Source organism: Staphylococcus nepalensis, from assembly GCF_014635045.1.
GTDB classification, from domain to species: domain Bacteria; phylum Bacillota; class Bacilli; order Staphylococcales; family Staphylococcaceae; genus Staphylococcus; species Staphylococcus nepalensis.
The window spans coordinates 1-26,771 of record NZ_BMCF01000009.1 but is presented as its reverse complement, the minus strand read 5'-3'; the positions used below and the strand labels follow the sequence as shown (position 1 = coordinate 26,771).

The window sequence follows — 26,771 nt, the reverse complement described above, 5'->3', positions numbered from 1 at the left end:
GGATGTGTATATATGAAAATATTCATTTGTGAAGATGATGAGAGACAACGTGAAAATTTGGTTTCTATTATCAATAATTACATCATGATAGAAGAAAAACCGATGGAAATTGAAGTAGCAACCTCTGATCCTTATGAGGTATTGGAACATGCAAAGGAACTTAAAGATATCGGTTGTTACTTTCTAGACATACAATTAGAAGCTGATATTAATGGTATTAAATTAGCGAGCGAAATCCGAAAATATGATCCAGTCAGTAATATCATTTTCGTCACTAGTCATAGTGAACTGACCTATCTGACATTTGTTTATAAAGTTGCGGCTATGGATTTTATTTTCAAGGATGATCCTGATGAATTGAAATCAAGAGTTATTGATTGTCTTGAAACTTCTGAAACACGATTGAAATTACTTTCTAAAGAAAGTACTGTAGAAACAATTGAATTAAAACGGGGAAGCAATTCTGTTTATGTACAATACGATGATGTAATGTTCTTTGAGTCTTCCTCTAATTCTCATCGTTTAATTGCCCATTTAGATAATAGACAAATTGAATTCTATGGTAACTTGAAAGCAATCGACAATTTAGATGAACGCTTTTTCAGATGCCATAATAGTTTCGTTATTAACAGGCACAATATTGAATCTATTGATTCTAAATCACGTATTGTTTACTTTAAAAATAACGAACACTGTTACGCTTCCGTACGTAATGTAAAAAAAATTTAATACATACTAAACTTAGCTATGAAAAATCAATGACGATTGATTTTTCATAGCTATTTTTTATAGTTGTAGAGATTGAGACACAAAATGGTATGCTTTCTTTAAAGAGAGCATATCAAAATGAATTGTTTTAACCTTAATGTTTACTATATTGGTAATAGCTTATTGAATTAAATATATACTCATTTCGTTCTAAGCCTTTGTTTTTAACCTTTTAATGCTTGTTCTACCTCATCCAAAGTGGGGATACTACCGATTGCACCGTATTTGGTCGTAACTTTTGCAGCTACTATATTACTAAATTGCAGCATTGTTTCGCCTTCAGTTTTCAAAGCTTCTATAGGGTTATTGATTTGAGATACTGATAATCTATTAATTAATGCACCTATAAATGCATCGCCAGCACCTGTTGTATCTACTGCTTGTACTTTATATCCTAAGTGACTAATGACTGTGCCATCTTTTAAATGAATTTCAGCACCATCTCTACCTTTAGTATAAATGACCGCTTCAACAGTGCCTTGGAACAGCCATGCGATCGCTTTTTGTTCATCTTCAAATCCTGTTACAAATGTTAATTCTTCGTCAGAAATTTTCACAATATGTGTTAATGGTAGAAACTCATGAATGGCTGCTCTACAAGCCGCTTCACTGTCCCATAATGGTAAACGTACATTAGGATCAAAAATAATAGTACCATTTACTGATTTAACCTTATCTATTAATGCTTTATGCGCTTGTTTCATTGGGCTGTCTACCAAATCTACTGAACAAAAATGTAGCATATCATTTTCCGATACTGTGATATGTGCTATATTGTTAGCATCATACAACATATCTGCAGATGGTTTGCGATAAAATGAAAAATCTCGTTCACCGTCCTTAGTTAAACTTACAAATGCTAATGCAGTGTTTGCTTCATTTGTACGCTGAATATAATCAGTTTTGACACCAATCTCTTCTATTGTCTCAACAATTAAATCTCCGAATGCATCGGTGCCTAATTGCGTTATCATTTCAGCTTGTCCGCCCAATTTTGTCGTCGTACAAGCAACATTGCAAGGAGCGCCCCCTACCTGCCTTGTAAACCCTTCAACGTCTTTTAATTTTGAGTCCTTCTGGTCAGGGATAAAATCTATTAGTGCTTCTCCTATTGCAAGTAAACGTTTCATTTATTTATCATCCTTTAAATCATATTTTGTAAAATTAAGAAATACTTGTCCAGATTCCGTAGAAGCTTTTATACCTATGGCTTCATCATCCGTAAAAATTCTTGAAGTCATCACACGCTCACCATCATTACAGAATAGTTCAATACTTGAAGTATCAACAAATAATTGCAATTGAGATAAAGGCTTATCTAAATAGGTACTTCGTGTTTTTCCATCAACTGGTTCTGGCAATGTACCACTTTCACTGCGATCCAATGTGATTTTTCTTGTTTTCGTATTATAAGTGATGAGTGTCGATTGTAATTTAGATGCTCTGATTTCAAAATAGATCTCAGTAGCTTCATTTTCTAAAATATCAATGATTAACTCAAATTGTTTACCTTCATATGGATACAAAAAACGTGTAAATTTATTTGCATAACCTAGCGCTGTTTCCTTATTAGATCTCAATTGTTGAAGGGCCTTAATTGGACGTTGCTTTAAATTGCCTTGCTCAATGGACAAAATACGTGGGATTGTTAAACAATGTGCCCAATCATCAGAGTCAGAAGGATAATTTATTTCTGGCAAACCCATCCACCCTATTAGTATTCTGTTTCCAGAAGCATCTGTAAAAGTTTGTGGTGCATAAAAGTCAAAACCATAATCTAATTCATGAAAATCTCCATGATTCATATCTAAATTTTCGATATCGTATTGGCCCATGATATAACCAGATTGATATATATTTCTAAATTTCTCTCCTTCTGGTTCAACACCTTGTGGACAGAATAATAATAAATCAAAGCCATCTAAATTAAAATAGTCTGGACATTCCCACATATATCCAAAGGCATCTAGTTTTGTTTGAATTTCACCTTGAAACGTCCAATTAACAATATCTTTGGATTGATATTGGAGTATTCGGCCGAACCCTTCCTCATTTTGAGCAGCAATAAAGGCATAATAAATCCCATCTTTAACATACACTTTTGGGTCTCTAAAATGCTGTGTATAACCTGACGGAGGTCCCGATATCACAGCTTTAGGAAATTTATGTACTTCACCGTTTTTATGCACTTTAGCTATATGTTGTGTTGATTTTCGATTCCAGTCTTCATCTCTGTGATTGCCAGTATACATATAATATAAGTTATCTTGATAAACAAACGCACTGCCACTATACACTCCGTGACTATCATCTTTTGTATCTGGTTTTAATGAAATACCTTTATCGGCAAAATTGATTAAATCTTTACTTGTATATGTATACCAATATTTCAAACCATGAACAGGTCCTAAAGGGAACCATTGATGAGAAATATAATAGTCTCCGTTAAAATAAATAAGTCCATTAGGATCGTTTAATAGTCCTGTTTTCGGTTGTATATGAAATAATTGTCTATATTTGGATTGATTAACACGTTCTGTTAATTCATTTATTGTATCTTGATCCATATCTTCATAACGTTGATAACGTTCATCTCTTGTCCATTCACGCACTGTTTTTCCTCCTATTGCAAATTCTTTCGGATTTTGGTACCGGTTCCACTTAATATAATTTATCATACCATCGATTGTTTATATTTTAAATGACAGACTGACATCAATTAATATTTTAGACTCTGCTGGAACGTGTTGAATCAGTTTCTCTAACTGGTTCATAGCTACTTCACCAGCTTCTTCAAAGTGATATAGCACAGTTTGGATTGATGGGGAGACAATTTCAGTAACTGGATCGCCACCAAATCCAACAACCATTGGATTAAACATTTGATTTGATTGTTCTGAAATCACTTTATGCACTGCTAATGCAATAGAATCTGTCGCGCCTATAACTACTTCTAAGTCTGGCGATGCATTAAGTGTTTTCTTTACATCTGGCATTGCTTCTTTAAAATTGAATGAGGTTAATGTCATTTGAGGCATTACACCATTTACTTTCAAACCATCTATAAGCCCTTCTTTCCTCTGTATGCCAACTGCCTCATCGCTTTCTGTAACGCCAAAAAACTGAACACACGTAAAACCCTTTTCTCCAATATATTTTCCTACTAAATAACCAGCTCGATAATCGTCATGAATAACACAATTCAAATCAGTATGTGCTTGCCCAACGATGATGACTGGTACATCTATTTTATTAATCACTTCTAAATGTCGGTCAGTGATTTCTGTAGCCATAAAAATGATGCCATCTACTTTGCTTCTATTAAAGGTTTCTAACGCGTCTATTTCTTTTTCAATATCTAAATTTGTGTAATTAAGTAATAATCTATAATTTAAATTATCACAAATTGTTTTAACACCCTGAATAGTTTCATCAACAGCAAAAGAGTTCATACGTGGGATAATCGCACCTACCATATTCGTCCTTCTTGCTCTTAAACTTTGTGCAAATTGATTGGGTTGGTAGTTATTTTCACTGATAATTTTATCTAATTTTTGTTTTGTTTTATTACTGACTGAACCATTATTTAGATACCTAGAAACTGTACTTTTAGATACACCAGCAATTTTTGCAATGTCTTCAATGTTTTTCATAAATTTTCACTCTCATTAATTTGCTATTGTAAACATCATCTATTTTATCATATTGCAACCGCTTTAAATACTATTTAAAAATAAAATGAACTATGTTGGCTAAGAAACGCTTGTGCTTAAGATATTTGTTTCAATAAACGCCTGCCAATATAATAAACCATTGTGCTATCTATATTTAATTATCATAAATTGTCTTCAAAAATTGAACACTTAACGTAGAAAAACACCTTCGTATAAATTCATTTTATTATGAATCCAACGAAGGTGTTTATATATTATTTAAAAATTGGCTTTATTCACTTGGAATAAACCCAGATTTTTATTTCAATCATGAACATCTATATTTCAGTCCGACTATTTATTGAAAAGCATTATGCCTTTTGAACTGTAATTGTCCATGAAGCATCATCTAGCTGTTCGTAATTAGTCACTGGATAACCTTCTTCAGCTGCCCAGTTTGGAATCGCTTCTGTTGCTTGCGTGCAATCAAAGTCAATTTTTAACTCCTCACCATTTTCCAATGTACTCATTTTCTTTTGTGCTTCAATTAAAGGGAAGGGACATACCATTCCTACTGTTCCTAATTCATGTACCATAATTAATTCCTCCTTTAAGTTAAAATCTTAAGTCGTTTGAGTTTGCGTTGAAACTGTATGCTTCGCAGATTTTTCTACTTTTTGTGCTTTTTTCATTGGTTTGATAAATATAAAGTAGCTCATGAACCATGCACCTAATATCATGGAAGCAAGTGCTATCCAACCTTTCCACGACATTGTAGCTGTTTCTACTAATCCGTTTCCTATTGAACAACCGCCAGCTACTGATGCACCAAAGCCCATGCAAACACCGCCAATAATGCTGTTACGAATTGTTTTCTTATCTGGTAATCTCCACTTAAATTCTTTGGATCCTTTGGCTGCAATATAAGAACCAGCAAAAATTCCTAAGACAAGGAAAACACCCCAATCTAAAAGCTTAAGGTCTCCAGTTACGAAAAATTGAACTAAGTTTGCAGATGGCGTTGTGATTCCTAAACCATACATTCTTCCTGTAGATTCACTGACAGGCCATGCTAAAAGTGCAATGAGACCAACTGCTATAGCTGCTACAAATGGATGATATTTTTTCTCAAATAAATAATGACGAACGCCTGTAAATTTTTGCTTTAATTTCGGAACTGCAACTTTTGGTTTTGGTTTACGCAATGTTTTCACAACAAATGTGATAGTTATAATCGTTAATAACAAAACCCAAACCCAAGTTGGAATACCAGTTGTTTGTGACATACTAGTATTTACATTAGTTGGTTTATTAACCCCGTCCATTAAAGGTAACAATAAACCAAATTTAGTAGCAGCAGAAGTAAATGCATATGCGATAAGTGCTAACCAACTTCCAATCAATCCTTCTCCAGCTCTATACCATGTCCCAGTGGCGCAACCACCAGCTAATATGATACCAATCCCAAAAATAAATGAACCTATTACCGTTCCAATTATTGGATATGTTGATTCTGGAATTTGTACTAATCCAGTGGAAGTCAATATTAATAAGCCAATACTTTGTACAGATATCGCTATTAATAATGCGTAGAACATTTTGTTACTTTTTTGAATATACATATCTCTAAAACCGCCAGCAAGACAAAATCGTGTACGTTGCATGACAAATCCTAGAAGCGCACCCACGACCAATCCACTGATTATTAACCACGTCATAACATTACCTCTTTTCCGATAAAATCAATATGAATTATCATATTAGATTTATATGGAAATTTCAACCTTTAATGATTAATAATTTAAAAAAAGTATAAATTCACTAATTAAATATGAAACTATTTGGAAAATAAAAAAGCTTTTTATAAATGTATCGTCATGATTGGTGACTTACATCTATAAAAAGCTCAGTGCTTTAAAATCTTATTTATTACTGTAGTTTTTCATAAAGAATAATAAAGATTGTAGCTCAATTCCCAAATCAATATGGTGGACTTGAACATCTACTGGTGTATACACACGTGTTGGTGTAAAGTTGAGCACGCCTTTAATGCCAGCATCAACCAAAGTATCTACAACTTGTTGTGCAGCATCTTCAGGCGTTGTTAAAATCACAACATCTATTTGTTCTTGTTTTAATATATCAGTAGCCTTCGAAAATGGACTCACAGTAACTTGCCCAATTTCAGTACCGATCACTTCATCTCGTATATCAAAAGCTTCCGTTATGGTCATTTCATCATGAATAGAAAAGTTATATGTTAATAATGCTTTACCTAGGTTTCCTACACCCACGATGGCGATTTTAATTTCATCATTTTCACTAATTTCATTTTTGAAAAAATGTAATAAACTGTCAATATTATAGCCATATCCTTTTTTGCCTAATTCACCAAAATAAGAAAAATCACGACGTATTGTTGCAGAATCAATATTTAATCCTTCACTAATTGTTTTAGAATTAACTCTGTCTATACCTTTAAATTTTAATGTATTGACAAATCTATAATATAACGGTAAACGCTTCAATGTGGCACGAGGAATCTTTTCGCTTTGGTTAGCCAAGATCTTGTCCTCCTATACTATGATCTATTACTAATTAATCTTATAATTACTACAACATTATACATTAATACATGCTAAAAATAAACACTGATAGTTTTAACAATGCTTAGAATACGGTAGAATGATAATGGATAGAGAGGTGCAAAATCGGATGATATTATTACAACTAAATGATATAACAAAATCATTCGACGGAGAAGATATTTTTAATGACGTAGATTTTGAAGTTAAAACAGGCGAACGTATTGGTATAGTCGGTCGCAATGGTGCTGGTAAATCTACTTTAATGAAAATTATTGCTGGCGTCGAAGATTATGATAGTGGCCATGTTTCAAAGAGTAAAAATTTAAAACTCGGCTATTTAACACAGCAAATGACATTAAATACAAATCAAACTGTTATTGAAGAAATGTCTAAACCATTTGAGAGTATGAAACAACTTGAAAATGAAATGAAAAAAGAAACAGATTGGTTAGCGCAACATGCAAATGAATATGATACAGAAGAATATAAAACACATATTGACCGCTATGAATATTTATCAAATGAATTTGAACAACAAGATGGATATCAATACGAAAGTAAAATCAAAACAGTGCTTCATGGTCTGAATTTTACTGAATCAGATTACAACCGCCCTATTAATGATTTTAGCGGAGGTCAAAAAACAAGACTTTCACTAGCCCAAATGCTCCTTAGCGAACCTGATTTATTATTATTAGACGAGCCTACGAACCATTTAGACATGGAGACCACGCAATGGTTAGAAGGGTATTTGAATTACTTTAAAGGCGCTATTGTAATCATCAGCCATGACAGATACTTTTTAGATAAAATTGTAAACCAAATCTATGATGTTGCACTCGGAGATGTACAGCATTATGTAGGTAATTACAAACAATTCATTGAACAAAGGGATAAATATTATGAAAAACGCATGCAAGAATACGAACGTCAACAAGCTGAAATAAAACGCTTAGAAACTTTTGTAGAAAAAAATATTGCACGTGCTTCAACTACTGGCATGGCAAAAAGTCGTCGAAAAATGCTCGAAAAAATTGAAAGAATCAATAAACCAATGATTGATGCCAAAAGTGCGAATATCCAATTTAACTTTGATAGAAACACAGGTAACGATGTTTTCCATATAAAAAATTTAGAAATTGGCTATGAACAAGCTATCACTAAGGGGATTAATATTGAAGTTTCTAAAGGAGATCATATAGCCATTATTGGGCCCAATGGTATTGGTAAATCTACATTAATCAAGACAATTGCAGGCATTCAGCCTCAATTAGCTGGGCAAATTACTACAGGTGCCAATTTAAAAATAGGTTATTATGATCAAAAACAAGCTGAATTCAAATCAAACAAGACGATTCTCGATTATCTATGGGATCAATATCCCTCAATGAATGAAAAAGATATTCGGGCAGTGTTGGGTCGTTTCTTATTTGTCCAAGAAGATGTCAAAAAAATTATCAACGATCTTTCGGGTGGTGAAAAAGCCCGGTTACAATTAGCGTTACTCATGCTCGAACGCAACAACGTCCTTATATTAGATGAGCCAACTAACCACCTTGATATAGATTCGAAAGAAATGCTCGAACAAGCATTAGATCATTTTGAAGGAACCATATTATTTGTTTCCCATGATCGTTATTTTATTAATCAACTGGCAAATAAAGTTTATGATTTAGATCATGAGGGCGGCACAATGTATCTAGGTAATTATCAATATTTCATTGAAAAAAAAGAAGAAAATGCAGCTATCCAAGCCAAAAAAGAACAAGAAACTCCGACGCAATCTGAAGTAACCACCACGCAAAATAATAATTATTTTGATCAAAAACTTCAAAAACGAGAACAGCGGCAAATCGAAAGGCAAATCGAACAAGTTGAAGCTGATATAGAAAACTACGAAAGTAAAATTGGTGAAATTAACGAACAATTAACCTTACCAGATATATATAGCAATCCTGAAGAAGCAAGTCGTTTAGCCAAAGAAAAAGAAGAAAGCGAACAAAAATTAGAACAAGTGATGTCTAAATGGACAGAATTACAAGAAAAGTTAATATAATTATGAACTACTCAAAAATACGGAATGATTTTATCATTTTCCGTATTTTTTATGTTTTTTTACACTCGAATTATTAACAGCGATAAACCTTATAACGAGAGCTGTCCACAGAGTTATCCTAGTTATCCACAAGAAAAAAGCAATACCATTTTGTATTGAATTTTCAGATAACAAGTCATATCCACACACATACACACTACTTATCCACAGGTTGTACACTAACTGTTGATAAGTACGCACGTTCCCTATTGACATCTAGCAAAGTTTATTTAATTTAACTAATTGTTTATTAATCCATTTAATGACATAATTATTGTAATCATTAAAAAGAGAGATCGGTCCTATGTTACCGTTATTTTGGTTTTTTATTGCTTTTATCATCGCTGCTTTCCTCGTGTCTATGATGACAAATATTGTGACAAATAAAAAATTAAAGCATGATATCCAGCTCTTATGGTCAAAGCAAAAGCCTCTAGAGAATTTTGTTCGGCCGAACCATATATATAGTTATCAGTTTGATACATATCAATTTCAATATGATAAAAACGCATTAGTAGATGATAAAACTTATTCAGATTTAAACATTAACGCTATGTTTGAGAAAATGAACTTTAATTTTACTGCTATAGGGGAAATGAGATTATATGCAACCTTAAGAAAAATGTTTACAATCAGTAACCAAAGCTTAATACATAAATTTAAACATGATGAATCATTTCGGATACAACTTTCTATACATTTAGCAGAAATCGGTAAAGCAATTTATCCAACATTCCCGGACCAACTATATACGGTTAAACGAAATAATTGTTTTATGTTATGCACGTATTTCCCTTTGATTTTTATTATTTTTTCTTTTTTCAATCCTGGTTTAGGCATATTACTAACGATACTTAGTGCCATTTTTAATATGGTTTTAAGCGGGGTGCTAAAAAAGACATTCAATCAAGATTTAAATTCAATATTTTATACATCAATGGTTATTAAAAAAGCGTATGCGCTACAAAAAATTGATGGCGTCCCTACGATAGATGTTGATTTCAGTCATTTTAAAACTGCTCGTAAACTGAGTGGATTGTTAGGAAAAGTTAATACGTCTGAAGATGCTATGGTATTTGCTTTTTTATTTAAAACTATGTTTATGCTGGATTACCACATTTTTCACTTAATACAAAATAGTTTTAAAAAATACGAGTCCGAAGTGATGTCATGTTACGACTATATAGCAAATATTGATAATCATTATGCTGTGGCATTATGGAGGGAAACATTAACACAATATACATTTCCAGAAGAAAACGAAGCAAGCACACTGGAATTTGAGGAAATTACACATCCCCTACTTGATTACGCAGTGCCTAATGATTTAGAGATCAATAGTCATATTTTACTAACTGGTTCAAACGCTTCCGGTAAGTCTACTTTTATGAAATCTATCGCGTTAAATCTTATATTAGCTCAAACAGTATATACCGTGACCGCAAAGCATTTCAAATTTAAACCAGGTTTAGTTTATACTTCTATGGTTAATCAAGACGATATATTATCTGGCGATAGTTATTTTATGACCGAGATTAAATCAATAAAGCGTTTATTTGATATACAAACAAATAACTCGGTTTATTGTTTCATAGATGAAATTTTCAAGGGAACAAATACTACAGAAAGAATTGCAGCTTCTGAATCTGTTTTAAATTACTTAGGCCACTGTAAACATTACAGAGTGATTGCTGCAACTCATGATATTGAATTAACTTCATTATTAAAACACAATTATATAAATTATCATTTTAATGAAATCATTTCTGACAATGGAATTACTTTCGATTACAAAGTGAAATCTGGCAAAGCAGATACGAGGAATGCTATTGAACTATTAAGAATTATGGATTTTCCTGAACAAGTTTATTCACGTGCTCAGGCGTCATCCTCTTAAAATGATTTCATGGTGTAAATTAAGTTTTTACGCAATATTGTTTAATCTTAAAACCAAAGGCGAGATGCAGAAATCATATCCTTCTAAACCAATGTATCTTATCCTAGCAAACCTAACTGAAAACCATACAATTATTGAATTTTTTATAAATAATGAGAGACCGATGTGGTCTCTTTTTTATGTAAAAGAAGCTTAGTAAAGTGTAGTAAATAAGCGAAACCTCTTTACTAAGCACTGCACGTCTTCATAACCATTTGACGTATTTAAATTTATTATTCTGCATTAATTATCCAAGTTACGCCAAATGGATCATTGAACATACCATAAAGATTAGACCATTCTGTCTTACCTAAAGGCATTGTTTCTTCACATCCTGCTATAATCGCTTTATTAAAAAAGTCAATCGCAAGTTGTTTCTCCGCTTCATTATGATAGTCAAACGTAAATGTTACAATCGCACCACTATTATCAATTTTTTTATTTTTCCATGTATCACTACAATAGAATGTTTCTCCTAAAATTTTGAAGGACGCATTCATTGTAAAGTTTTTATCGACTTGATATTCTTCAGGCATATCCGCAAACATTTCATGATCTCCGCCTACACGCTGAATATCTGTTGCACCTAAATTTTTTTCGTAAAAATCTAATGCAGCTAAACTATTTTGAAAGTTAAAATACTGAACTGATTTCATTTCAAAACCCCCTTTTTTTAATGCGTGAATCCATAAAAAAACACTAAAATACTTATACCCCATTTCTCACACTTAAACATTTTAACTTAGTATGCTATACAAAATTACTTTTTACTTAAAAACAAGATCTAATTTACTTCAATACAAATTTTTATATCAAATTTAAATATTAAAAAAGCAGAAAATGAAACCAACCATCAAGTTGATGTCATATTTCTGCTTATCTAGTTACTTTTCTCTTATTTGACCGAAACAAACGTAGAAATACATGAGCTATTATATTTTTAAATAATTATTTAACTATTGAAAATTGTTCTATATCCATATTATTAAAACCATTTAATGACATATCTCCTGTATAACCTGCTTGATATAAATAATGCGCTGCTGCGCCAATCATTGCTGCATTATCTGTACACAGGCTTGGGCTTGGAATACGCAAGTTAATACCATGCGTGTCACATACTTCAGTTAATTTCGCCCTTAAACCTTTGTTACTTGCAACGCCTCCTGCTACAATTAACTGTTTCACATCATAAGCTTCACAAGCTGATATTGATTTTCCAACCAATACTTCTACAACACTATTTTGAAAACTAGTTGCTACATCTTCAGGTTTGATTTCACAATTTTTTTGACGTAAATTATGCAATTTGTTAATCACTGCACTTTTTAACCCACTAAAACTAAAATCATAACTATTAGCGTCTAACCATACGCGCGGAAAGCCATAACTATCTTGACCTTTTGCTGCTAACTGATCAATTTGTGGCCCACCTGGATAACCTAATCCAATCGTTCTCGCAACTTTATCATAAGCCTCTCCAACTGCGTCATCTCGTGTTTCTCCTATGACTTCAAAATTTAAATGGTCTTTCATATATACAAGTTCTGTGTGACCTCCCGAAACAATTAAAGCCATTAATGGAAATTGTAAAGGGTGCTCTAAATGATTAGCATAAATATGACCTGCAATATGATGCACGGGTATCAAAGGTTTGTCGTAAGCAAAAGCAAGCGCCTTTGCAGCATTGATACCTACTAATAAAGCACCTATTAGTCCAGGTCCTTGCGTTACTGCAATTGCATTGATATCCTTCATTTGTAATTTTGCTTCTCTTAAAGCTTGATCAATTGTTGTAGTGATACCTTCAACATGATGCCTACTCGCAACTTCTGGTACGACGCCACCAAAACGTTTATGACTTTCAATTTGACTTAACACAATATTGCTTAAAATTTGCGTTCCGTTTTTTATAATACTTACACTAGTTTCATCACAACTAGATTCAACTGCTAAAATTAACGTTTGATTATTCATTTAAATTCACCCACATCACTATCGCATCCTCACCTTCACCGTAATAATTTTTTCGCTTACCGCCATATTGAAAACCTAAATTAGTATAAACATGTTGTGCTACTTCGTTATCTACACGTACTTCTAAACTCATAATTTCACATTTCGTTTGTACGTAGTTCATTGCATATTTTAATAATAATTGTCCTAACCCGTAACCTCTATAAGCCTCATCTATTGCTACAGTTGTAATCTGAGCTTGATCAATCACAATCCATATACCAATATAACCAACAATTTCCTCATTAAATTCTATTATAAAATAGTGCGCAAATTCATTTTTTTCTATCTCATGATAAAAAGCGTCTATTGTCCAACTACTGTCATTAAAGCTATTTCTTTCTATATCAAATACTTGTGGTACATCTTTTATAGTCATCAAACGTATATTTAATTCTTGTTCTGTTGGTTTAACCAATTTCTCTCGGCCTCAGATAATTTAATATAATTGGGTTTAAATTGATGAATATCGGCAGTAGTTTCAATAAGTTTTTTCATATATTTTGCTTTAGGTAAGTTAGGTATACCCTCACTATCTAATAAGTCTTTTAATTTTTCAGTGTCTATACCCACAAATACATATGGTTTGCCCATACGATGTAATAAATCAAGGAGCGTTTGTATTGGTAAATATTGGTCTTCTTTAACTTTCACTAAATTATTTGCTTTATATTCATAAATACCTGTATATACTGCTTCTCTCCGGGCATCAAAAATAGGTACAATTAAACGTTTATCATCTTGCACAGTGGCAGCTAACGCTTTGAGCGATGAAACACCGTATAATTCAGCATTCAATGCGTATGCTAAAGTTTTAGCAACTGTTACACCAATTCTTAATCCTGTGTAAGAACCTGGTCCTTGAGCTACAATAATCGCGTCAATATCTTCTTTCGCTATTTGGCTTTCACCAATCGCCTGTTGGATAGCTGGCATCAATTGAGTAGAATGATTCTGCTTTATATTTGAATTTATTTCGCTAAGTACGTTATCATCTTGCATCACTGCAACAGATAAAGGTTGATTCGATGTATCAATCAACAAGCATTTCATGTTCAACAGCCTCCTTTATTTTTAGATAATGTTGACCAACGGCTTTTATTTCTATGTCTCTTTCAGTTGGGCTTACTGTTTTAATATTAATAATAAGATGCTCAGGTGGTAAAAATTCTGTTATAAATTGACTCCACTCTATCAATGTGATTGCTTTATCTTCAAAATATTCATCGAAACCTAAATCTTCTTCGCTATCTTCTAATCTATAACAATCCATATGATGTAATTTTAAAGTTTCACCTTGATAAGATTTAATGATATTAAAAGTTGGAGAATTAATATTACGTTTGACCCCCAGTGCTTTACCAATAAATTGACTTAATGTTGTTTTTCCCGCACCTAGATCACCGTTCAATAATATGATATCTCCGGCAGATAGATGTTTCGTTAATATTTCACCAAATTGCTCCATATTTTCCAATCCTTTAATTTTAATCATATTCCTCTCCTTTTTTTTAGCGACACTTCCAAATTAATTTGGATTCGTATCGAGCTTGCTTCATGTAACCTGCTTAACTAAGCAATTTTTTAGTCATACTTACTACAATGGAACGACAAATTTATTTTTTTAAATATGTTTGTTGTCCAACCCGCTCCATTTAAATATTATTTAAGTTTAAATCGACTTATACTTTATATAAATGAATATATTCTATAAAAATGATGGTACGCTCAAACATTTGATTTTATTAAATTAACTATTACAGTTTAACAAATTTTTTAGTATTTTACTTCAAACTAAAATAAGTTCTAAGTATTTAAAATTGTGTGAATTGAGAGAAAATTTAAAAAATCATTGACAGTATGGCTTCAGTATAGTAAATTTAATTTATCGAATTTTTAGACAATTCAATTTAACAAATAAAAACAAACCATTCTATCGGAAAGGAGCATAATAAAATGACCAAACATACAACGCAATACCAACCAACAACTTCAAATATTTTAGTCATTTTATTATGCTATTAGGACTGGAACTTTAGTAAAGAATCTACTAAATGTTTAAGTCCTATTTCTAGTTGAATGGGACTCAAAAGCGTCCCAATTATTTATTGGGACGCTTTTTTATTTTCAAATTTATGGGGGAATTAATATGAGAAGCGATATGATCAAAAAAGGAGATCATCAAGCTCCAGCAAGAAGCCTTTTGCACGCAACAGGCGCTTTAGAAAAACCAACAGATATGAACAAGCCTTTCGTAGCTATTTGTAATTCATACATTGACATTGTCCCAGGACATGTTCATTTAAGAGAACTTGCGGATATTGCTAAAGAAGCAATTCGTGAAGCAGGCGCTATTCCCTTTGAATTTGACACTATCGGTGTTGATGACGGTATTGCAATGGGACATATTGGAATGAGATATTCACTTCCGTCCAGAGAAATCATTGCAGACGCTGCAGAAACTGTTATCAATGCACATTGGTTTGATGGTGTTTTTTACATACCGAACTGTGACAAGATTACACCTGGCATGTTATTAGCATCTGTAAGAACTAACGTTCCAGCTATTTTCTGCTCAGGTGGGCCTATGAAAGCAGGCTTATCATCACAAGGTAAAGCATTAACTTTGTCTTCCATGTTTGAGGCCGTTGGTGCATTTAAAGATGGTTCAATTTCAAAAGACGAATTTCTAGATATGGAACAAAATGCTTGCCCTACTTGTGGTTCATGTTCTGGTATGTTTACAGCGAATTCAATGAATTGCTTAATGGAAGTTTTAGGATTGGCTCTCCCATATAATGGCACAGCATTAGCAGTAAGCGAACAACGTAGAGAAATGATTCGTGAAGCAGCGTTTAAACTTGTTGATAATATCAAAAATGATATTAAACCAAGAGACATTGTAACAAAAGAAGCAATTGATGATGCATTCGCTTTAGACATGGCAATGGGTGGTTCAACAAACACTGTTTTACACACTTTAGCTATTGCAAATGAAGCTGGTATCGACTACGACCTCTCAAGAATTAACGAGATTGCAAAGAAAACACCTTACCTCTCAAAAATCGCACCAAGTTCTTCATATTCAATGCATGATGTACACGAGGCAGGTGGCGTTCCAGCTATTATCAATGAATTATTTAAGAAAGAAGGTACATTGCATCCAGATAGAATTACAGCTACAGGAAAAACGCTTCGTGAGAACAATGAGAACAAAGCAATACTAAATAGTGACGTTATTAGACATCTCGATAATCCATATGACAAACAAGGTGGCCTTTCCATCTTATACGGTAACTTAGCTCCAAATGGTGCAGTTATTAAGGTTGGTGGAGTCGACCCTTCAATTAAAGTATTTAAAGGAAAAGCAATCTGTTTCGATTCACATGATGAAGCTGTGGAAGCGATTGATAATCACGTTGTGCGTGAAGGACACGTAGTTGTTATCAGATATGAAGGACCTAAAGGTGGCCCTGGTATGCCAGAGATGTTAGCTCCTACATCTTCTATTGTAGGTAGAGGTTTAGGTAAAGATGTTGCATTAATTACAGATGGTAGATTTTCAGGAGCGACGAGAGGCATAGCAGTCGGACATATTTCACCAGAAGCTGCATCAGGTGGCCCTATCGCTTTAATTGAAAATAACGACGAAATTACGATTGATTTAACGAACAGGACATTAAACGTAGAAGTTTTAGATGAAGTATTGGAATCCAGAAAACAAAACTTAAAACAATTTAAAGCAAAAGTAAAAACTGGTTATCTTGCACGTTATACTGCATTAGTAACAAGCGCTAACACAGGTGGTATTATGCAAGTACCTGAAGATCTCATTTAAGGAGTGAGCATTATGTCTAAACAAACTGAAATACTTGAATACGAAAAGTCAGAAAATTTAGATTATTTAGAAACAACAGAAACAATTGAACCTGAAATGGAATTAGAAAAAGAAACAATTGATGAAATGAAATCTGGTTCAGAATTATTAGTAGATTCGCTCGCAAATGAAGGTGTAGATTTCATATTTGGTTACCCTGGCGGTGCAGTACTCCCATTATATGACACATTTTATGAAGGGAAAATCGAGCACATTTTAGCTAGACATGAACAAGGCGCAACTCACGCTGCTGAAGGGTATGCCCGTGTTTCTGGTAAAACAGGTGTTGTTGTAGTGACAAGCGGACCAGGAGCCACAAATGCGATCACTGGTATTGCAGATGCATATAGTGACTCTTTACCATTGGTAGTTATTACTGGCCAAGTAGCGACAGCAGGTATTGGCAAAGACGCCTTTCAAGAAGCGGATTTACTTTCAATGACGACGCCAATTACTAAGCATAACTATCAAATCAAAAATGTAAATGAAATACCAAAAGTACTTCATGAAGCATTTCACATTGCTAATTCTGGAAGAAAAGGACCAGTTGTCATTGACTTCCCTAAAGACATGGGTATTTTATCAACTAATGTAGATGTTTCAAATGAACTAGATTTACCTGGTTACTCGGTACCTAACAAACCGGATAAAACTGAAATTCAAAAATTACGTGATTATTTGAAAACTTCTAAAAAGCCTATTGTACTTTCAGGAGCTGGTATTAACCATGCTAAAGCAAATGAAGTATTGACCGAGTTTGTTACACGACATCAATTACCTGTAGTAAGCACTTTATTAGGACTAGGAGCAATTCCATATGACAATCCCCTGTTTTTAGGAATGGGAGGCATGCATGGTTCCTATGCAAGTAACATGGCATTAACAGAGTGTGATTTACTCATTAATTTTGGAAGCCGCTTCGATGATAGGCTTGCTAGTAAACCAGATGAATTTGCTCCTAATGCCAAAATTGTTCATATAGATATCGACCCTTCAGAAATAAATAAAATTATCAAAGTGGATTTAGGTATTGTAGCGGACTGTAAAGCAACTTTAGAAGCTTTATTAGATTTTGAAAGCTATTCAATCAGACACGAAGAATGGCTAGAAACATGTTTTAACAATAAATCAGCACAGCCTTTCGCTTTTAAAGAAGACGCTGATGGTACTTTCTCAAAACCACAACGCACAATTGAATATATAGGAGAAATTACTCAAGGTGACGCCGTGGTTACTACTGACGTAGGCCAACATCAAATGTGGGTTGCACAATACTACCCATTTAAAAACCATGGTCAATTAGTAACAAGCGGTGGCTTAGGAACAATGGGCTTTGGTATCCCCGCTGCAATCGGTGCAAAGTTAGCAGAACCTGATAAAACGGTCGTAGCTTTTGTAGGTGATGGCGGTTTCCAAATGACAAACCAAGAAATGGCAATCTTAGAAGAATACAACTTGGATATTAAAATAGTAATCATAAACAATGGTACTTTAGGGATGGTTAAGCAATGGCAAGATAAATTCTTTAATAAACGTTTCTCTCATTCTGTATTTAACGGACAACCTGATTTCTTAAAATTAGGAGAAGCTTATAACGTTAAAGGATTTCTTATAGATGATCCGGCGCATTTAGAACAAAAACTAGATGAAGCTTTCCAACATGATGGTCCCGCGTTAATTGACGTTCGTATTTCACCAATTGAACCCGTTAATCCAATGGTTCCTAGTGGTAAAGCTAACTACGAGATGGAGGGATTATTATGAGACGCACATTTAGAACCAAAGTTATGGACAAGGCTGGTACTTTAAACAGATTAACAGGTATTTTTGTACGTAGGCAATTTAATATTGTCACACTATCAGTAACACCCACTCGAGAAGAAGGAATTTCTAATATTACTTTTGTAGCAGAAATCCCAGATTCAGATGTGTTACGAAATCTATTAAGACAACTCGAAAAACAAATAAACATCATAGAAGTAGAAGACATCACGGATACAAACACATACAACAGAGAATTAGTACTTGTGAAATTAGAAACACCAAGTAATCATCAAGATTTACAAAATATTATTAAACCATATGATGCGCTAGTTTCAGTTCTAAAAAGTGAGGCGCCTTATACGTATCTTCAAGCTTCTGGCCCACAGTATACAATGGACAACTTATTAGACGATCTATCATCATATAACATTGAACAAGTTTCTAGAACTGGTTCAGCAAGTTTAGTTTAAAGCTAAGTACTAAAACGATATTTTAAAACATGGAGGATTTTATTATGACAACAGTTTATTATGACCAATCAGTTACGAAAGATGCATTACAAGGTAAAAAAATTGCAATCATTGGATATGGTTCACAAGGCCATGCCCATGCTCAAAATTTAAAAGACAACGGCTACGATGTCATCATCGGTATTAGACCTGGACGCTCTTTTGATAAAGCAAAAGATGACGGCTTCGAAGTTTACCCTGTAAATGAAGCAGCAAAACAAGCTGATGTCATCATGGTGCTTTTACCCGATGAAATTCAAGGACAAGTATATAAAGAAGAAATTGAACCTAATTTAGAACCAAATAACGCACTTGTTTTTGCACACGGCTTTAATATTCACTTTAATGTGATCCAACCACCAGAAACAGTAGATGTATTTTTAGTAGCACCAAAAGGTCCCGGACATTTAGTTAGACGTACATTTACTGAAGGAAGCGCAGTACCTGCCCTATTTGCAGTCGAACAAGATGCAAGTGGTGAAGCTACTGATTTAGCGTTAAGTTATGCTAAAGGAATTGGTGCAACACGTGCAGGCGTTTTAGAAACATCATTTAAAGAAGAAACTGAAACAGATTTATTTGGTGAACAAGCAGTGCTCTGTGGTGGTACAACAAAATTAATTCAATCTGGTTTCGAAACACTTGTCGAAGCTGGTTATCAACCAGAAATCGCTTATTTTGAAGTGTTACATGAAATGAAACTTATTGTTGACTTAATGTACGAGGGCGGTATGGAAAATATGCGTTATTCAATTTCAAATACAGCTGAATTTGGTGATTATGTATCAGGTCCACGCGTAATTACTCCAGATGTTAAAGATAATATGAAAGCAGTGCTTAACGACATTCAACAAGGAAACTTCAGTGATCGTTTCATCAAAGATAATGAAAATAACTTTGAAGAATTCCATAAATTGCGTGACGAACAACACGGACATCAAATTGAAGCAGTAGGCAAAGATCTACGTGAAATGATGCCGTTTATTAAATCAAAAAGTATTGAAAAATAATTAGTTATATGATGATATCTGGAGAATCAAACTGTGTAAAATATCTTTGATATTTACTGTAATGTGCGATTCTTCAGCCATTACATCATATGTTGCTAAAATTTATTTATTAGGAGATGTTTAAAATGAATAGCCATATTCAAATATTTGATACCACACTAAGAGACGGCGAACAAACACCGGGCGTCAATTTTTCATTCGATGAGCGTCTAAAAATCGCTAAGCAACTTGAAAAATGGGGTGTAGATATTATAGAAGCTGGTTTCCCCGCTTCAAGTACAGGTAGTTTTAAATCTGTGGAAGAGATTTCTAAAACCTTAACAACAACTGCTGTTTGTGGATTAGCACGTTGTGTGAAGAAAGATATTGACGCCGTTTATGAATCAACTAAGGAAGCTGTAAAGCCTAGAATACACGTATTCTTAGCAACTAGCCCTATCCACCGTGATTCAAAACTAATGATGTCTAAAGAAGACGTTTTAGCATCAATCAAAGAGCATGTAGCCTATGCTACAAATTACTTTGAGCTCGTTCAATTTTCACCAGAAGATGCTACAAGAACTGAATTACCTTTCTTAATCGAATGTGTCCAAACTGCTGTTGATGCTGGAGCAAGTGTAATCAATATACCTGATACTGTTGGCTTTAGTTACCCTTCAGAATATGGCAAAATTTTTAAAACACTCCAAGAAAAAATTAAAACTGATCATGAAGTCATCTACAGTGCACACTGTCATGACGATTTAGGTTTAGCAGTTGCAAATAGTATGGCTGCAATAGAGAACGGCGCAAAACGTATTGAGGGAACTTTAAATGGTATTGGGGAACGTGCAGGTAATACGGCCCTTGAGGAAGTAGCACTTGGCCTTTACGTTCGACAAGATCATTACGGTAACCAAACTAGAATAAATCTTGAAGAAACGAAAGACACTTCTGATTTGATTGCTCGATACGCAGGTATTCGAGTCCCTAGAAACAAAGCAATTGTTGGTCAAAATGCATTCAGCCATGAATCAGGAATTCATCAAGATGGCGTCCTTAAGAACCCTGAAACATATGAAATTATGACACCTCAACTCGTAGGCGTTAAAACAACTGAATTACCATTAGGAAAACTATCGGGTAAACACGCATTTTCAGAAAAACTAATTGCATTAGGCTATGAAGTTGAACCAGAAGAACAAAAAGCACTATTTAAGCAATTTAAAACAATTGCCGATAAGAAAAAAGCAGTTACTGATAGAGATATTCACGCATTAATTCAAGGTACTGAGCATGAACAAAATGCGATTTACAAAGTTGAAACATTGCAACTACAATTCGTTTCAAATGGATTACAAAGTGCTGTGGTCGTCATTAAAGATAAAGATGGTCATACGTATCAAGATTCAAGTATCGGTACCGGCTCTATTGTTTCTGTATATAATGCAGTAGATCGTATTTTCAATCGCGAAACGGAACTTATTGATTATCGCATAGAGTCTGTAACTGAAGGAACGGATGCACAAGCAGAAGTACACGTACAAATTAAAATTGGAGATCAAGAAGTTACTGGCGTAGGTATCGATCATGACATTTTATTAGCTTCATGCAAATCATATGTAGAAGCTCATGCTAAATATGTCTCAAATTCGAAAGTGGAAGAAGGTATTCACTCATGAGTTATAAAATTGTTGCTCTACCCGGCGATGGTATTGGACCTGAAATTTTAAATGGTTCATTAGAAATTCTTTCTCAATTAAGTTCTGACTTTAATTTTAATTATGAAATAGAAACCCATGATTTTGGCGGCATCGCAATAGACAATCACGGTACGCCGCTACCCGATACGACACTAAATGCTTGTAAGCAAGCAGATGCCATTCTGCTAGGTGCTGTAGGAGGACCTAAATGGACAGATCCTAATAATAGACCCGAACAAGGCCTATTAGGTATTCGTAAATCATTAGGTTTATTTGCTAACATCCGCCCTACTACAGTCACTAGTGGTACAAGTCACTTGTCACCTATTAAAAAAGAACGCGTTGCAGGTACCGATTTTATCTTAGTCAGAGAATTAACGGGCGGTATATACTTCGGTGAACCAAAACATTGGAATGAAAAACAAGCTTTAGATTCTTTAACTTATACACGTGAAGAAATTGAACGAATCGCAAGAGTTGCCTTTGATTTAGCTCAAAAACGTCACAAGAAATTGACTTCTGTGGATAAAGAAAATGTGCTTTCATCTAGTAAATTATGGCGTAAGGTTATCAATGACGTTGCTAATGAATACCCAGATGTAGAAGTAAATCATTTACTTGTCGATGCTTGTGCAATGCATTTAATTACTAACCCGTCTCAATTTGACGTCATCGTCACTGAAAATTTATTCGGAGATATTTTAAGTGATGAAGCATCGGTTATCCCAGGTTCTTTAGGTCTTTCTCCGTCAGCCAGTTTTAGTGAAAATGGGCCAAGGCTATATGAACCTATTCACGGTTCTGCGCCTGATATCGCTAACCAAGATAAAGCCAATCCATTCGGCATGCTTTTATCACTCGTCATGTGTCTAAGAGAAAGTCTTAAAGAAACAGAAGCCGCTAATAAATTAGAATCGGTCGTTTACCAACTTATTGAAGAAGAAAAAACAACGCGCGACCTCAATGGTAATTATAATACATCAGATATTTTTAAATTCGTTAAACAAAATCTTTAAAAAGGAGGAGATGTCATATGGGTAAAACACTATTTGATAAAGTTTGGAACAAGCATGTCTTAACTGGTAAAGAAGGTGACCCACAATTATTATATATAGATTTGCATCTTATACATGAAGTCACATCTCCTCAAGCATTTGAAGGACTAAGACTACAAAATAGAAAACTTCGTAGACCAGATTTAACATATGCGACATTAGATCATAACGTACCGACAGTAGATATTTTTAACATTAAAGATGAAATAGCGAATAAACAAATCACAACACTTCAAAAAAACGCTACAGAATTTGACGTTCATATATTTGATATGGGATCTGACGAACAAGGCATCGTGCATATGGTTGGTCCTGAAACTGGACTTACACAACCTGGCAAAACGATTGTATGTGGTGATTCTCATACAGCTACACACGGTGCTTTCGGTGCAATCGCTTTTGGTATTGGTACAAGTGAAGTTGAACACGTCTTTGCCACACAAACGTTATGGCAAACCAAACCAAAAAATCTTAAAATCGATGTTACAGGTCAATTACCTACAGGTGTATATGCTAAAGACATTATCTTATATCTGATTAATCAATATGGTGTAGATTTCGGTACGGGGTATGCCCTTGAATTCTCTGGCGAAACAATCAGTAGTTTGTCAATGGAAGCTAGAATGACCATTTGTAATATGGCAATTGAAGCTGGAGCCAAATACGGCATGATGGCCCCTGATGAAACAACATTTGAATATGTTCAAGGGCGCCCTTACGCAACAAATTATAAATACGCAGTTGATGAATGGCGTGAGCTGTATACAGATAAAGACGCAGAATTTGATAAAGTTATTCAACTTGATGTGTCAGATTTAGAGCCGCAAGTAACTTGGGGGACAAGCCCTGAAATGGGTGTGAGTTTTAATACACCCTTCCCAGAAATTGAAGATGTGAATGATGAACGTGCTTATAACTATATGGGATTAGAACCAGGCCAAAAAGCAGAAGATATTGAATTAGGTTATGTATTCTTAGGTTCATGTACGAATGCTCGACTATCTGACCTTATTGAAGCAAGCCACATTGTAGAAGGAAATCAAGTGCATCCTAATATCACTGCAATTGTTGTGCCAGGATCTAGAACCGTAAAAATAGAAGCTGAAAAATTAGGTCTTGATAAAGTATTTAAAAATGCTGGTTTTGAATGGAGAGAACCAGGTTGCTCCATGTGCCTAGGAATGAATCCAGACCAAGTACCAGATGGGGTTCACTGCGCTTCAACAAGTAACCGTAATTTTGAGGGACGCCAAGGTAAAGGTGCACGAACACACTTAGTCTCCCCTGCCATGGCTGCTGCGGCAGCAATTAACGGTAGATTTGTAGACGTTAGAAAGGTGGTTGTATAATATGGATATCCAACCTATTACAACTTATACAGGAAAAGTTGTGCCATTATTTCACGATAATATTGACACTGACCAAATTATCCCCAAAGTACACTTGAAACGTATTTCAAAATCAGGATTTGGGCCCTTTGCTTTTGATGAATGGCGTTATTTAGCAGACGGATCAGACAATCCAGAGTTCAACCCAAATAAACCTGAATACAAAGACGCTTCTATTTTGGTGACAGGTGATAATTTTGGATGTGGATCAAGTCGTGAACATGCAGCTTGGGCCATTAAAGATTACGGTTTTGATATTATTATTGCCGGTAGTTATAGCGATATTTTTTATATGAACTGTACTAAAAACGCTATGCTGCCTATCGTTTTAGATGAAAACGAAAGAGAATATATAGTAGAAACAGGAGAAGTCACTGTTGATTTGCCTAATCAAACAGTGACTGCAGGAAACAAACAATTTCATTTTGACATTGATGAAACCTGGAAAAACAAGCTTATTAACGGACTTGATGATATTGCAGTAACACTTCAATATGAAGATCAAATTCAAGCATACGAAACAGCAAAAACATTTTAACGAAATTTAAATAAAGGTGTGAAATTTATGACTGTAAAAACAACTGTTTCTTCCAAAGATATCGATGAAGCTTTCTTACAATTAAAAGATGTTGTTAAAGAAACACCCTTACAAAAGGATCATTACTTATCACTTAAATATGATTGTAACGTCTATTTAAAAAGAGAAGACTTACAATGGGTTAGGTCCTTTAAACTGAGAGGTGCTTATAACGCAATTATAGCGTTAAATGAAAATGATAGACAAAATGGTATTACATGTGCCAGTGCAGGTAATCACGCACAAGGTGTTGCATATACAGCTAACAAATTAAATTTAAAAGCAGTTATTTTTATGCCTGTAACGACCCCACTTCAAAAAATTAACCAAGTGAAATTTTTTGGAGGCCGTAATGCAGAAGTTGTCCTAACAGGAGATACTTTTGATGATTGCTTGAAAGAAGCACTTACGTATACTGAGAACCATAAAATGAATTTCATTGACCCCTTTAACAACATTTATACAATTGCTGGGCAAGGCACATTAGCAAAAGAAATCATTGAACAATCTGCTGAAGATGATATACAATTTGATTATTTATTCTCAGCAATTGGCGGTGGTGGTTTAATTTCAGGTGTAGGTACTTATTTTAAAGCACATTCACCACAAACTTCTATCATCGGTGTAGAGCCTGCTGGGGCTAGCAGTATGTATGCTTCAGTAGTACTACAAAATCAAATTGTAACTTTACCTGATATTGATAAATTTGTAGACGGTGCGTCAGTAGCAAAAGTAGGCGAAATCACTTATGATATCGCTAAAAATGTAGTAGATGATTACGTTCAAGTGCATGAAGGTGCTGTATGTTCAACTATATTGGACATGTATTCTAAACAAGCGATTATTGCTGAACCTGCAGGCGCATTGAGTGTGACAGCACTAGAACAATACCGTTCAGAAATTAAAGGTAAGACAGTTGTTTGCGTTGTGAGCGGTGGCAATAATGATATTAATCGTATGAAAGAAATTGAAGAACGCTCGTTGTTATTTGAAGAAATGAAACACTATTTCATTCTTAACTTTCCACAACGCCCTGGCGCTTTAAGAGAATTTGTCAATGAAGTCCTTGGACCGAAAGATGATATTACCAAATTTGAATACCTTAAAAAGAGCTCACAAAATACAGGAACAGTTATCATCGGTATCCAATTAAATAATCATCAAGATTTAGATAACCTCAAATCAAATGTAGATCAATTTGATCCTTCAAATATCTATATCAATGAAAATAAAATGCTTTATTCACTACTTATTTAATATTCGACAACGTCCCTCTTCTCCGTTTACGGAGTTAGTGGGACTTATACATGAGCTGAGGGCTCATGTATTCCTTTAGTTCGTCAGCTTCAAACGCTTTCTCATGACAATTGTTTTTCAGTGCTTCACACTGGTAGTTAAGTCCTTTTGGCAAAAAAAAGAGACCTTTCGGTCTCGGCTCATCGCATCCTATATGCTTGCCTGGCAACGTCCTACTCTTGCGGAACGTAAGTCGGCTACCATCAGCGCTAAGAAGCTTTCTTGCCATGAGGCAAGCGCTCGCATCTTTCCTCACTTGCACGCTTTCCTTACTCACTTACCACTTGTAAGCTCGTTTCGTCTTTCGCTTAGTTCGTCAGCTTCAAACGCTTTCTCATGGCAATCGTTTTTCAGTGCTTCACACTGGAAGTTAAGCTCCTTTTGGACAAAAAAAGAGACCTTTCGGTCTCGGCTCATCGCATCCTATATGCTTGCCTGGCAACGTCCTACTCTTGCGGAACGTAAGTCCGACTACCATCGGCGCTAAGGAGCTTAACTTCTGTGTTCGGCATGGGAACAGGTGTGACCTCCTTGCTATAGTCACCAGACAAGTTGAT

23 protein-coding genes and 1 rRNA gene are annotated in these 26,771 nt (G+C 34.4%); 12 read left to right on the top strand and 12 right to left on the bottom strand.

Translation table 11 applies throughout. The features are described 5' to 3' along the window. Positions 1-12: 12 nt before the first annotated feature. Positions 13-729, top strand: coding sequence for a quorum-sensing response regulator AgrA (gene agrA, locus IEU88_RS11775; protein WP_096808852.1), 717 nt, complete (start codon positions 13-15; stop codon positions 727-729). A gap of 203 nt (positions 730-932) precedes the next feature. Here the strand turns inward: agrA and IEU88_RS11770 are convergent, their stop codons facing one another. The 6 genes from IEU88_RS11770 to IEU88_RS11745 form a co-directional block, all read right to left on the bottom strand. Next, the gene (locus tag IEU88_RS11770) at positions 933-1,898 is read right to left on the bottom strand and encodes a carbohydrate kinase family protein (RefSeq protein WP_096823774.1); all 966 of its coding nucleotides are present in this window, start codon (positions 1,896-1,898) and stop codon (positions 933-935) included. Then, positions 1,899-3,380, bottom strand: coding sequence for a sucrose-6-phosphate hydrolase (locus tag IEU88_RS11765; protein ID WP_103373155.1), 1,482 nt, complete (start codon positions 3,378-3,380; stop codon positions 1,899-1,901). A gap of 78 nt (positions 3,381-3,458) precedes the next feature. Next, positions 3,459-4,421, bottom strand: a complete 963-nt coding sequence (locus IEU88_RS11760; RefSeq protein ID WP_096808849.1) for a LacI family DNA-binding transcriptional regulator — start codon at positions 4,419-4,421, stop codon at positions 3,459-3,461. A 371-nt stretch (positions 4,422-4,792) separates the two neighbouring features. Further along, complete coding sequence (locus IEU88_RS11755) at positions 4,793-5,017, bottom strand: sulfurtransferase TusA family protein (RefSeq protein ID WP_096808848.1); 225 nt, start codon at positions 5,015-5,017, stop codon at positions 4,793-4,795. A 27-nt stretch (positions 5,018-5,044) separates the two neighbouring features. Next, complete coding sequence (locus IEU88_RS11750) at positions 5,045-6,139, bottom strand: YeeE/YedE family protein (protein ID WP_096808847.1); 1,095 nt, start codon at positions 6,137-6,139, stop codon at positions 5,045-5,047. 204 nt (positions 6,140-6,343) lie between these two features. Next, complete coding sequence (locus tag IEU88_RS11745) at positions 6,344-6,985, bottom strand: redox-sensing transcriptional repressor Rex (RefSeq protein ID WP_103373154.1); 642 nt, start codon at positions 6,983-6,985, stop codon at positions 6,344-6,346. A gap of 151 nt (positions 6,986-7,136) precedes the next feature. Between IEU88_RS11745 and IEU88_RS11740 the strand changes: the two genes are divergently transcribed. Both IEU88_RS11740 and IEU88_RS11735 read left to right on the top strand, forming a co-directional pair. Next, positions 7,137-9,065 carry an ABC-F family ATP-binding cassette domain-containing protein gene (locus IEU88_RS11740; protein ID WP_096808845.1) on the top strand — a complete coding sequence of 643 codons (1,929 nt, stop codon included), beginning with the start codon at positions 7,137-7,139 and terminating at the stop codon, positions 9,063-9,065. Between the two features lie 343 nt (positions 9,066-9,408). Beyond that, complete coding sequence (locus tag IEU88_RS11735; protein WP_103372893.1) at positions 9,409-11,001, top strand: MutS-related protein; 1,593 nt, start codon at positions 9,409-9,411, stop codon at positions 10,999-11,001. A gap of 272 nt (positions 11,002-11,273) precedes the next feature. Here the strand turns inward: IEU88_RS11735 and IEU88_RS11730 are convergent, their stop codons facing one another. The 5 genes from IEU88_RS11730 to tsaE all read right to left on the bottom strand — a co-directional run bounded on the left by IEU88_RS11730 (position 11,274) and on the right by tsaE (position 14,551). Then, positions 11,274-11,696: a VOC family protein gene (locus IEU88_RS11730; RefSeq protein ID WP_103372895.1), complete on the bottom strand. Its 423-nt coding sequence runs from the start codon at positions 11,694-11,696 to the stop codon at positions 11,274-11,276. A 292-nt stretch (positions 11,697-11,988) separates the two neighbouring features. Further along, complete coding sequence (gene tsaD, locus IEU88_RS11725; protein WP_103372896.1) at positions 11,989-13,017, bottom strand: tRNA (adenosine(37)-N6)-threonylcarbamoyltransferase complex transferase subunit TsaD; 1,029 nt, start codon at positions 13,015-13,017, stop codon at positions 11,989-11,991. After that, the gene (rimI, locus tag IEU88_RS11720) at positions 13,010-13,474 is read right to left on the bottom strand and encodes a ribosomal protein S18-alanine N-acetyltransferase (RefSeq protein ID WP_096808841.1); all 465 of its coding nucleotides are present in this window, start codon (positions 13,472-13,474) and stop codon (positions 13,010-13,012) included. Before rimI ends, tsaD begins: the two co-directional genes overlap by 8 nt. Then, positions 13,447-14,109 (bottom strand): tRNA (adenosine(37)-N6)-threonylcarbamoyltransferase complex dimerization subunit type 1 TsaB, encoded by a 663-nt coding sequence (tsaB, locus tag IEU88_RS11715; RefSeq protein ID WP_103372897.1) that lies wholly within the window; start codon positions 14,107-14,109, stop codon positions 13,447-13,449. Before tsaB ends, rimI begins: the two co-directional genes overlap by 28 nt. Next, positions 14,090-14,551 carry a tRNA (adenosine(37)-N6)-threonylcarbamoyltransferase complex ATPase subunit type 1 TsaE gene (gene tsaE / locus IEU88_RS11710; RefSeq protein ID WP_096808839.1) on the bottom strand — a complete coding sequence of 154 codons (462 nt, stop codon included), beginning with the start codon at positions 14,549-14,551 and terminating at the stop codon, positions 14,090-14,092. Before tsaE ends, tsaB begins: the two co-directional genes overlap by 20 nt. Before the next feature lie 654 nt (positions 14,552-15,205). Here tsaE and ilvD point away from each other — a divergent pair. From ilvD to ilvA, 9 genes are all read left to right on the top strand, one after another. Then, positions 15,206-16,894, top strand: coding sequence for a dihydroxy-acid dehydratase (gene ilvD, locus IEU88_RS11705; protein WP_096808838.1), 1,689 nt, complete (start codon positions 15,206-15,208; stop codon positions 16,892-16,894). Between the two features lie 12 nt (positions 16,895-16,906). After that, on the top strand, positions 16,907-18,697 hold the full coding sequence (gene ilvB / locus IEU88_RS11700; protein ID WP_096808837.1) for a biosynthetic-type acetolactate synthase large subunit: 1,791 nt from the start codon (positions 16,907-16,909) through the stop codon (positions 18,695-18,697). Beyond that, entirely contained in the window at positions 18,694-19,167 is a 474-nt protein-coding gene (gene ilvN, locus IEU88_RS11695) for an acetolactate synthase small subunit (RefSeq protein ID WP_096808836.1), read from the top strand. The genes ilvB and ilvN overlap by 4 nt, the downstream gene beginning before the upstream one ends. Positions 19,168-19,211: 44 nt before the next feature. After that, entirely contained in the window at positions 19,212-20,216 is a 1,005-nt protein-coding gene (ilvC, locus tag IEU88_RS11690) for a ketol-acid reductoisomerase (protein ID WP_096808835.1), read from the top strand. A 125-nt stretch (positions 20,217-20,341) separates the two neighbouring features. Continuing rightward, entirely contained in the window at positions 20,342-21,877 is a 1,536-nt protein-coding gene (locus IEU88_RS11685) for a 2-isopropylmalate synthase (RefSeq protein ID WP_096808834.1), read from the top strand. Then, positions 21,874-22,914 carry a 3-isopropylmalate dehydrogenase gene (gene leuB, locus IEU88_RS11680; protein ID WP_096808833.1) on the top strand — a complete coding sequence of 347 codons (1,041 nt, stop codon included), beginning with the start codon at positions 21,874-21,876 and terminating at the stop codon, positions 22,912-22,914. The genes IEU88_RS11685 and leuB overlap by 4 nt, the downstream gene beginning before the upstream one ends. A gap of 17 nt (positions 22,915-22,931) precedes the next feature. Continuing rightward, positions 22,932-24,302 (top strand): 3-isopropylmalate dehydratase large subunit, encoded by a 1,371-nt coding sequence (gene leuC, locus IEU88_RS11675; RefSeq protein WP_103373572.1) that lies wholly within the window; start codon positions 22,932-22,934, stop codon positions 24,300-24,302. Position 24,303: 1 nt separating this feature from the next. Then, positions 24,304-24,879, top strand: coding sequence for a 3-isopropylmalate dehydratase small subunit (gene leuD, locus IEU88_RS11670; protein WP_096808831.1), 576 nt, complete (start codon positions 24,304-24,306; stop codon positions 24,877-24,879). A gap of 27 nt (positions 24,880-24,906) precedes the next feature. Then, on the top strand, positions 24,907-26,175 hold the full coding sequence (ilvA, locus tag IEU88_RS11665) for a threonine ammonia-lyase IlvA (RefSeq protein ID WP_103373571.1): 1,269 nt from the start codon (positions 24,907-24,909) through the stop codon (positions 26,173-26,175). Positions 26,176-26,647: 472 nt separating this feature from the next. Here ilvA and rrf read toward each other — a convergent pair. After that, positions 26,648-26,762 (bottom strand): 5S ribosomal RNA (gene rrf, locus IEU88_RS11660). Positions 26,763-26,771 lie beyond the last annotated feature (9 nt).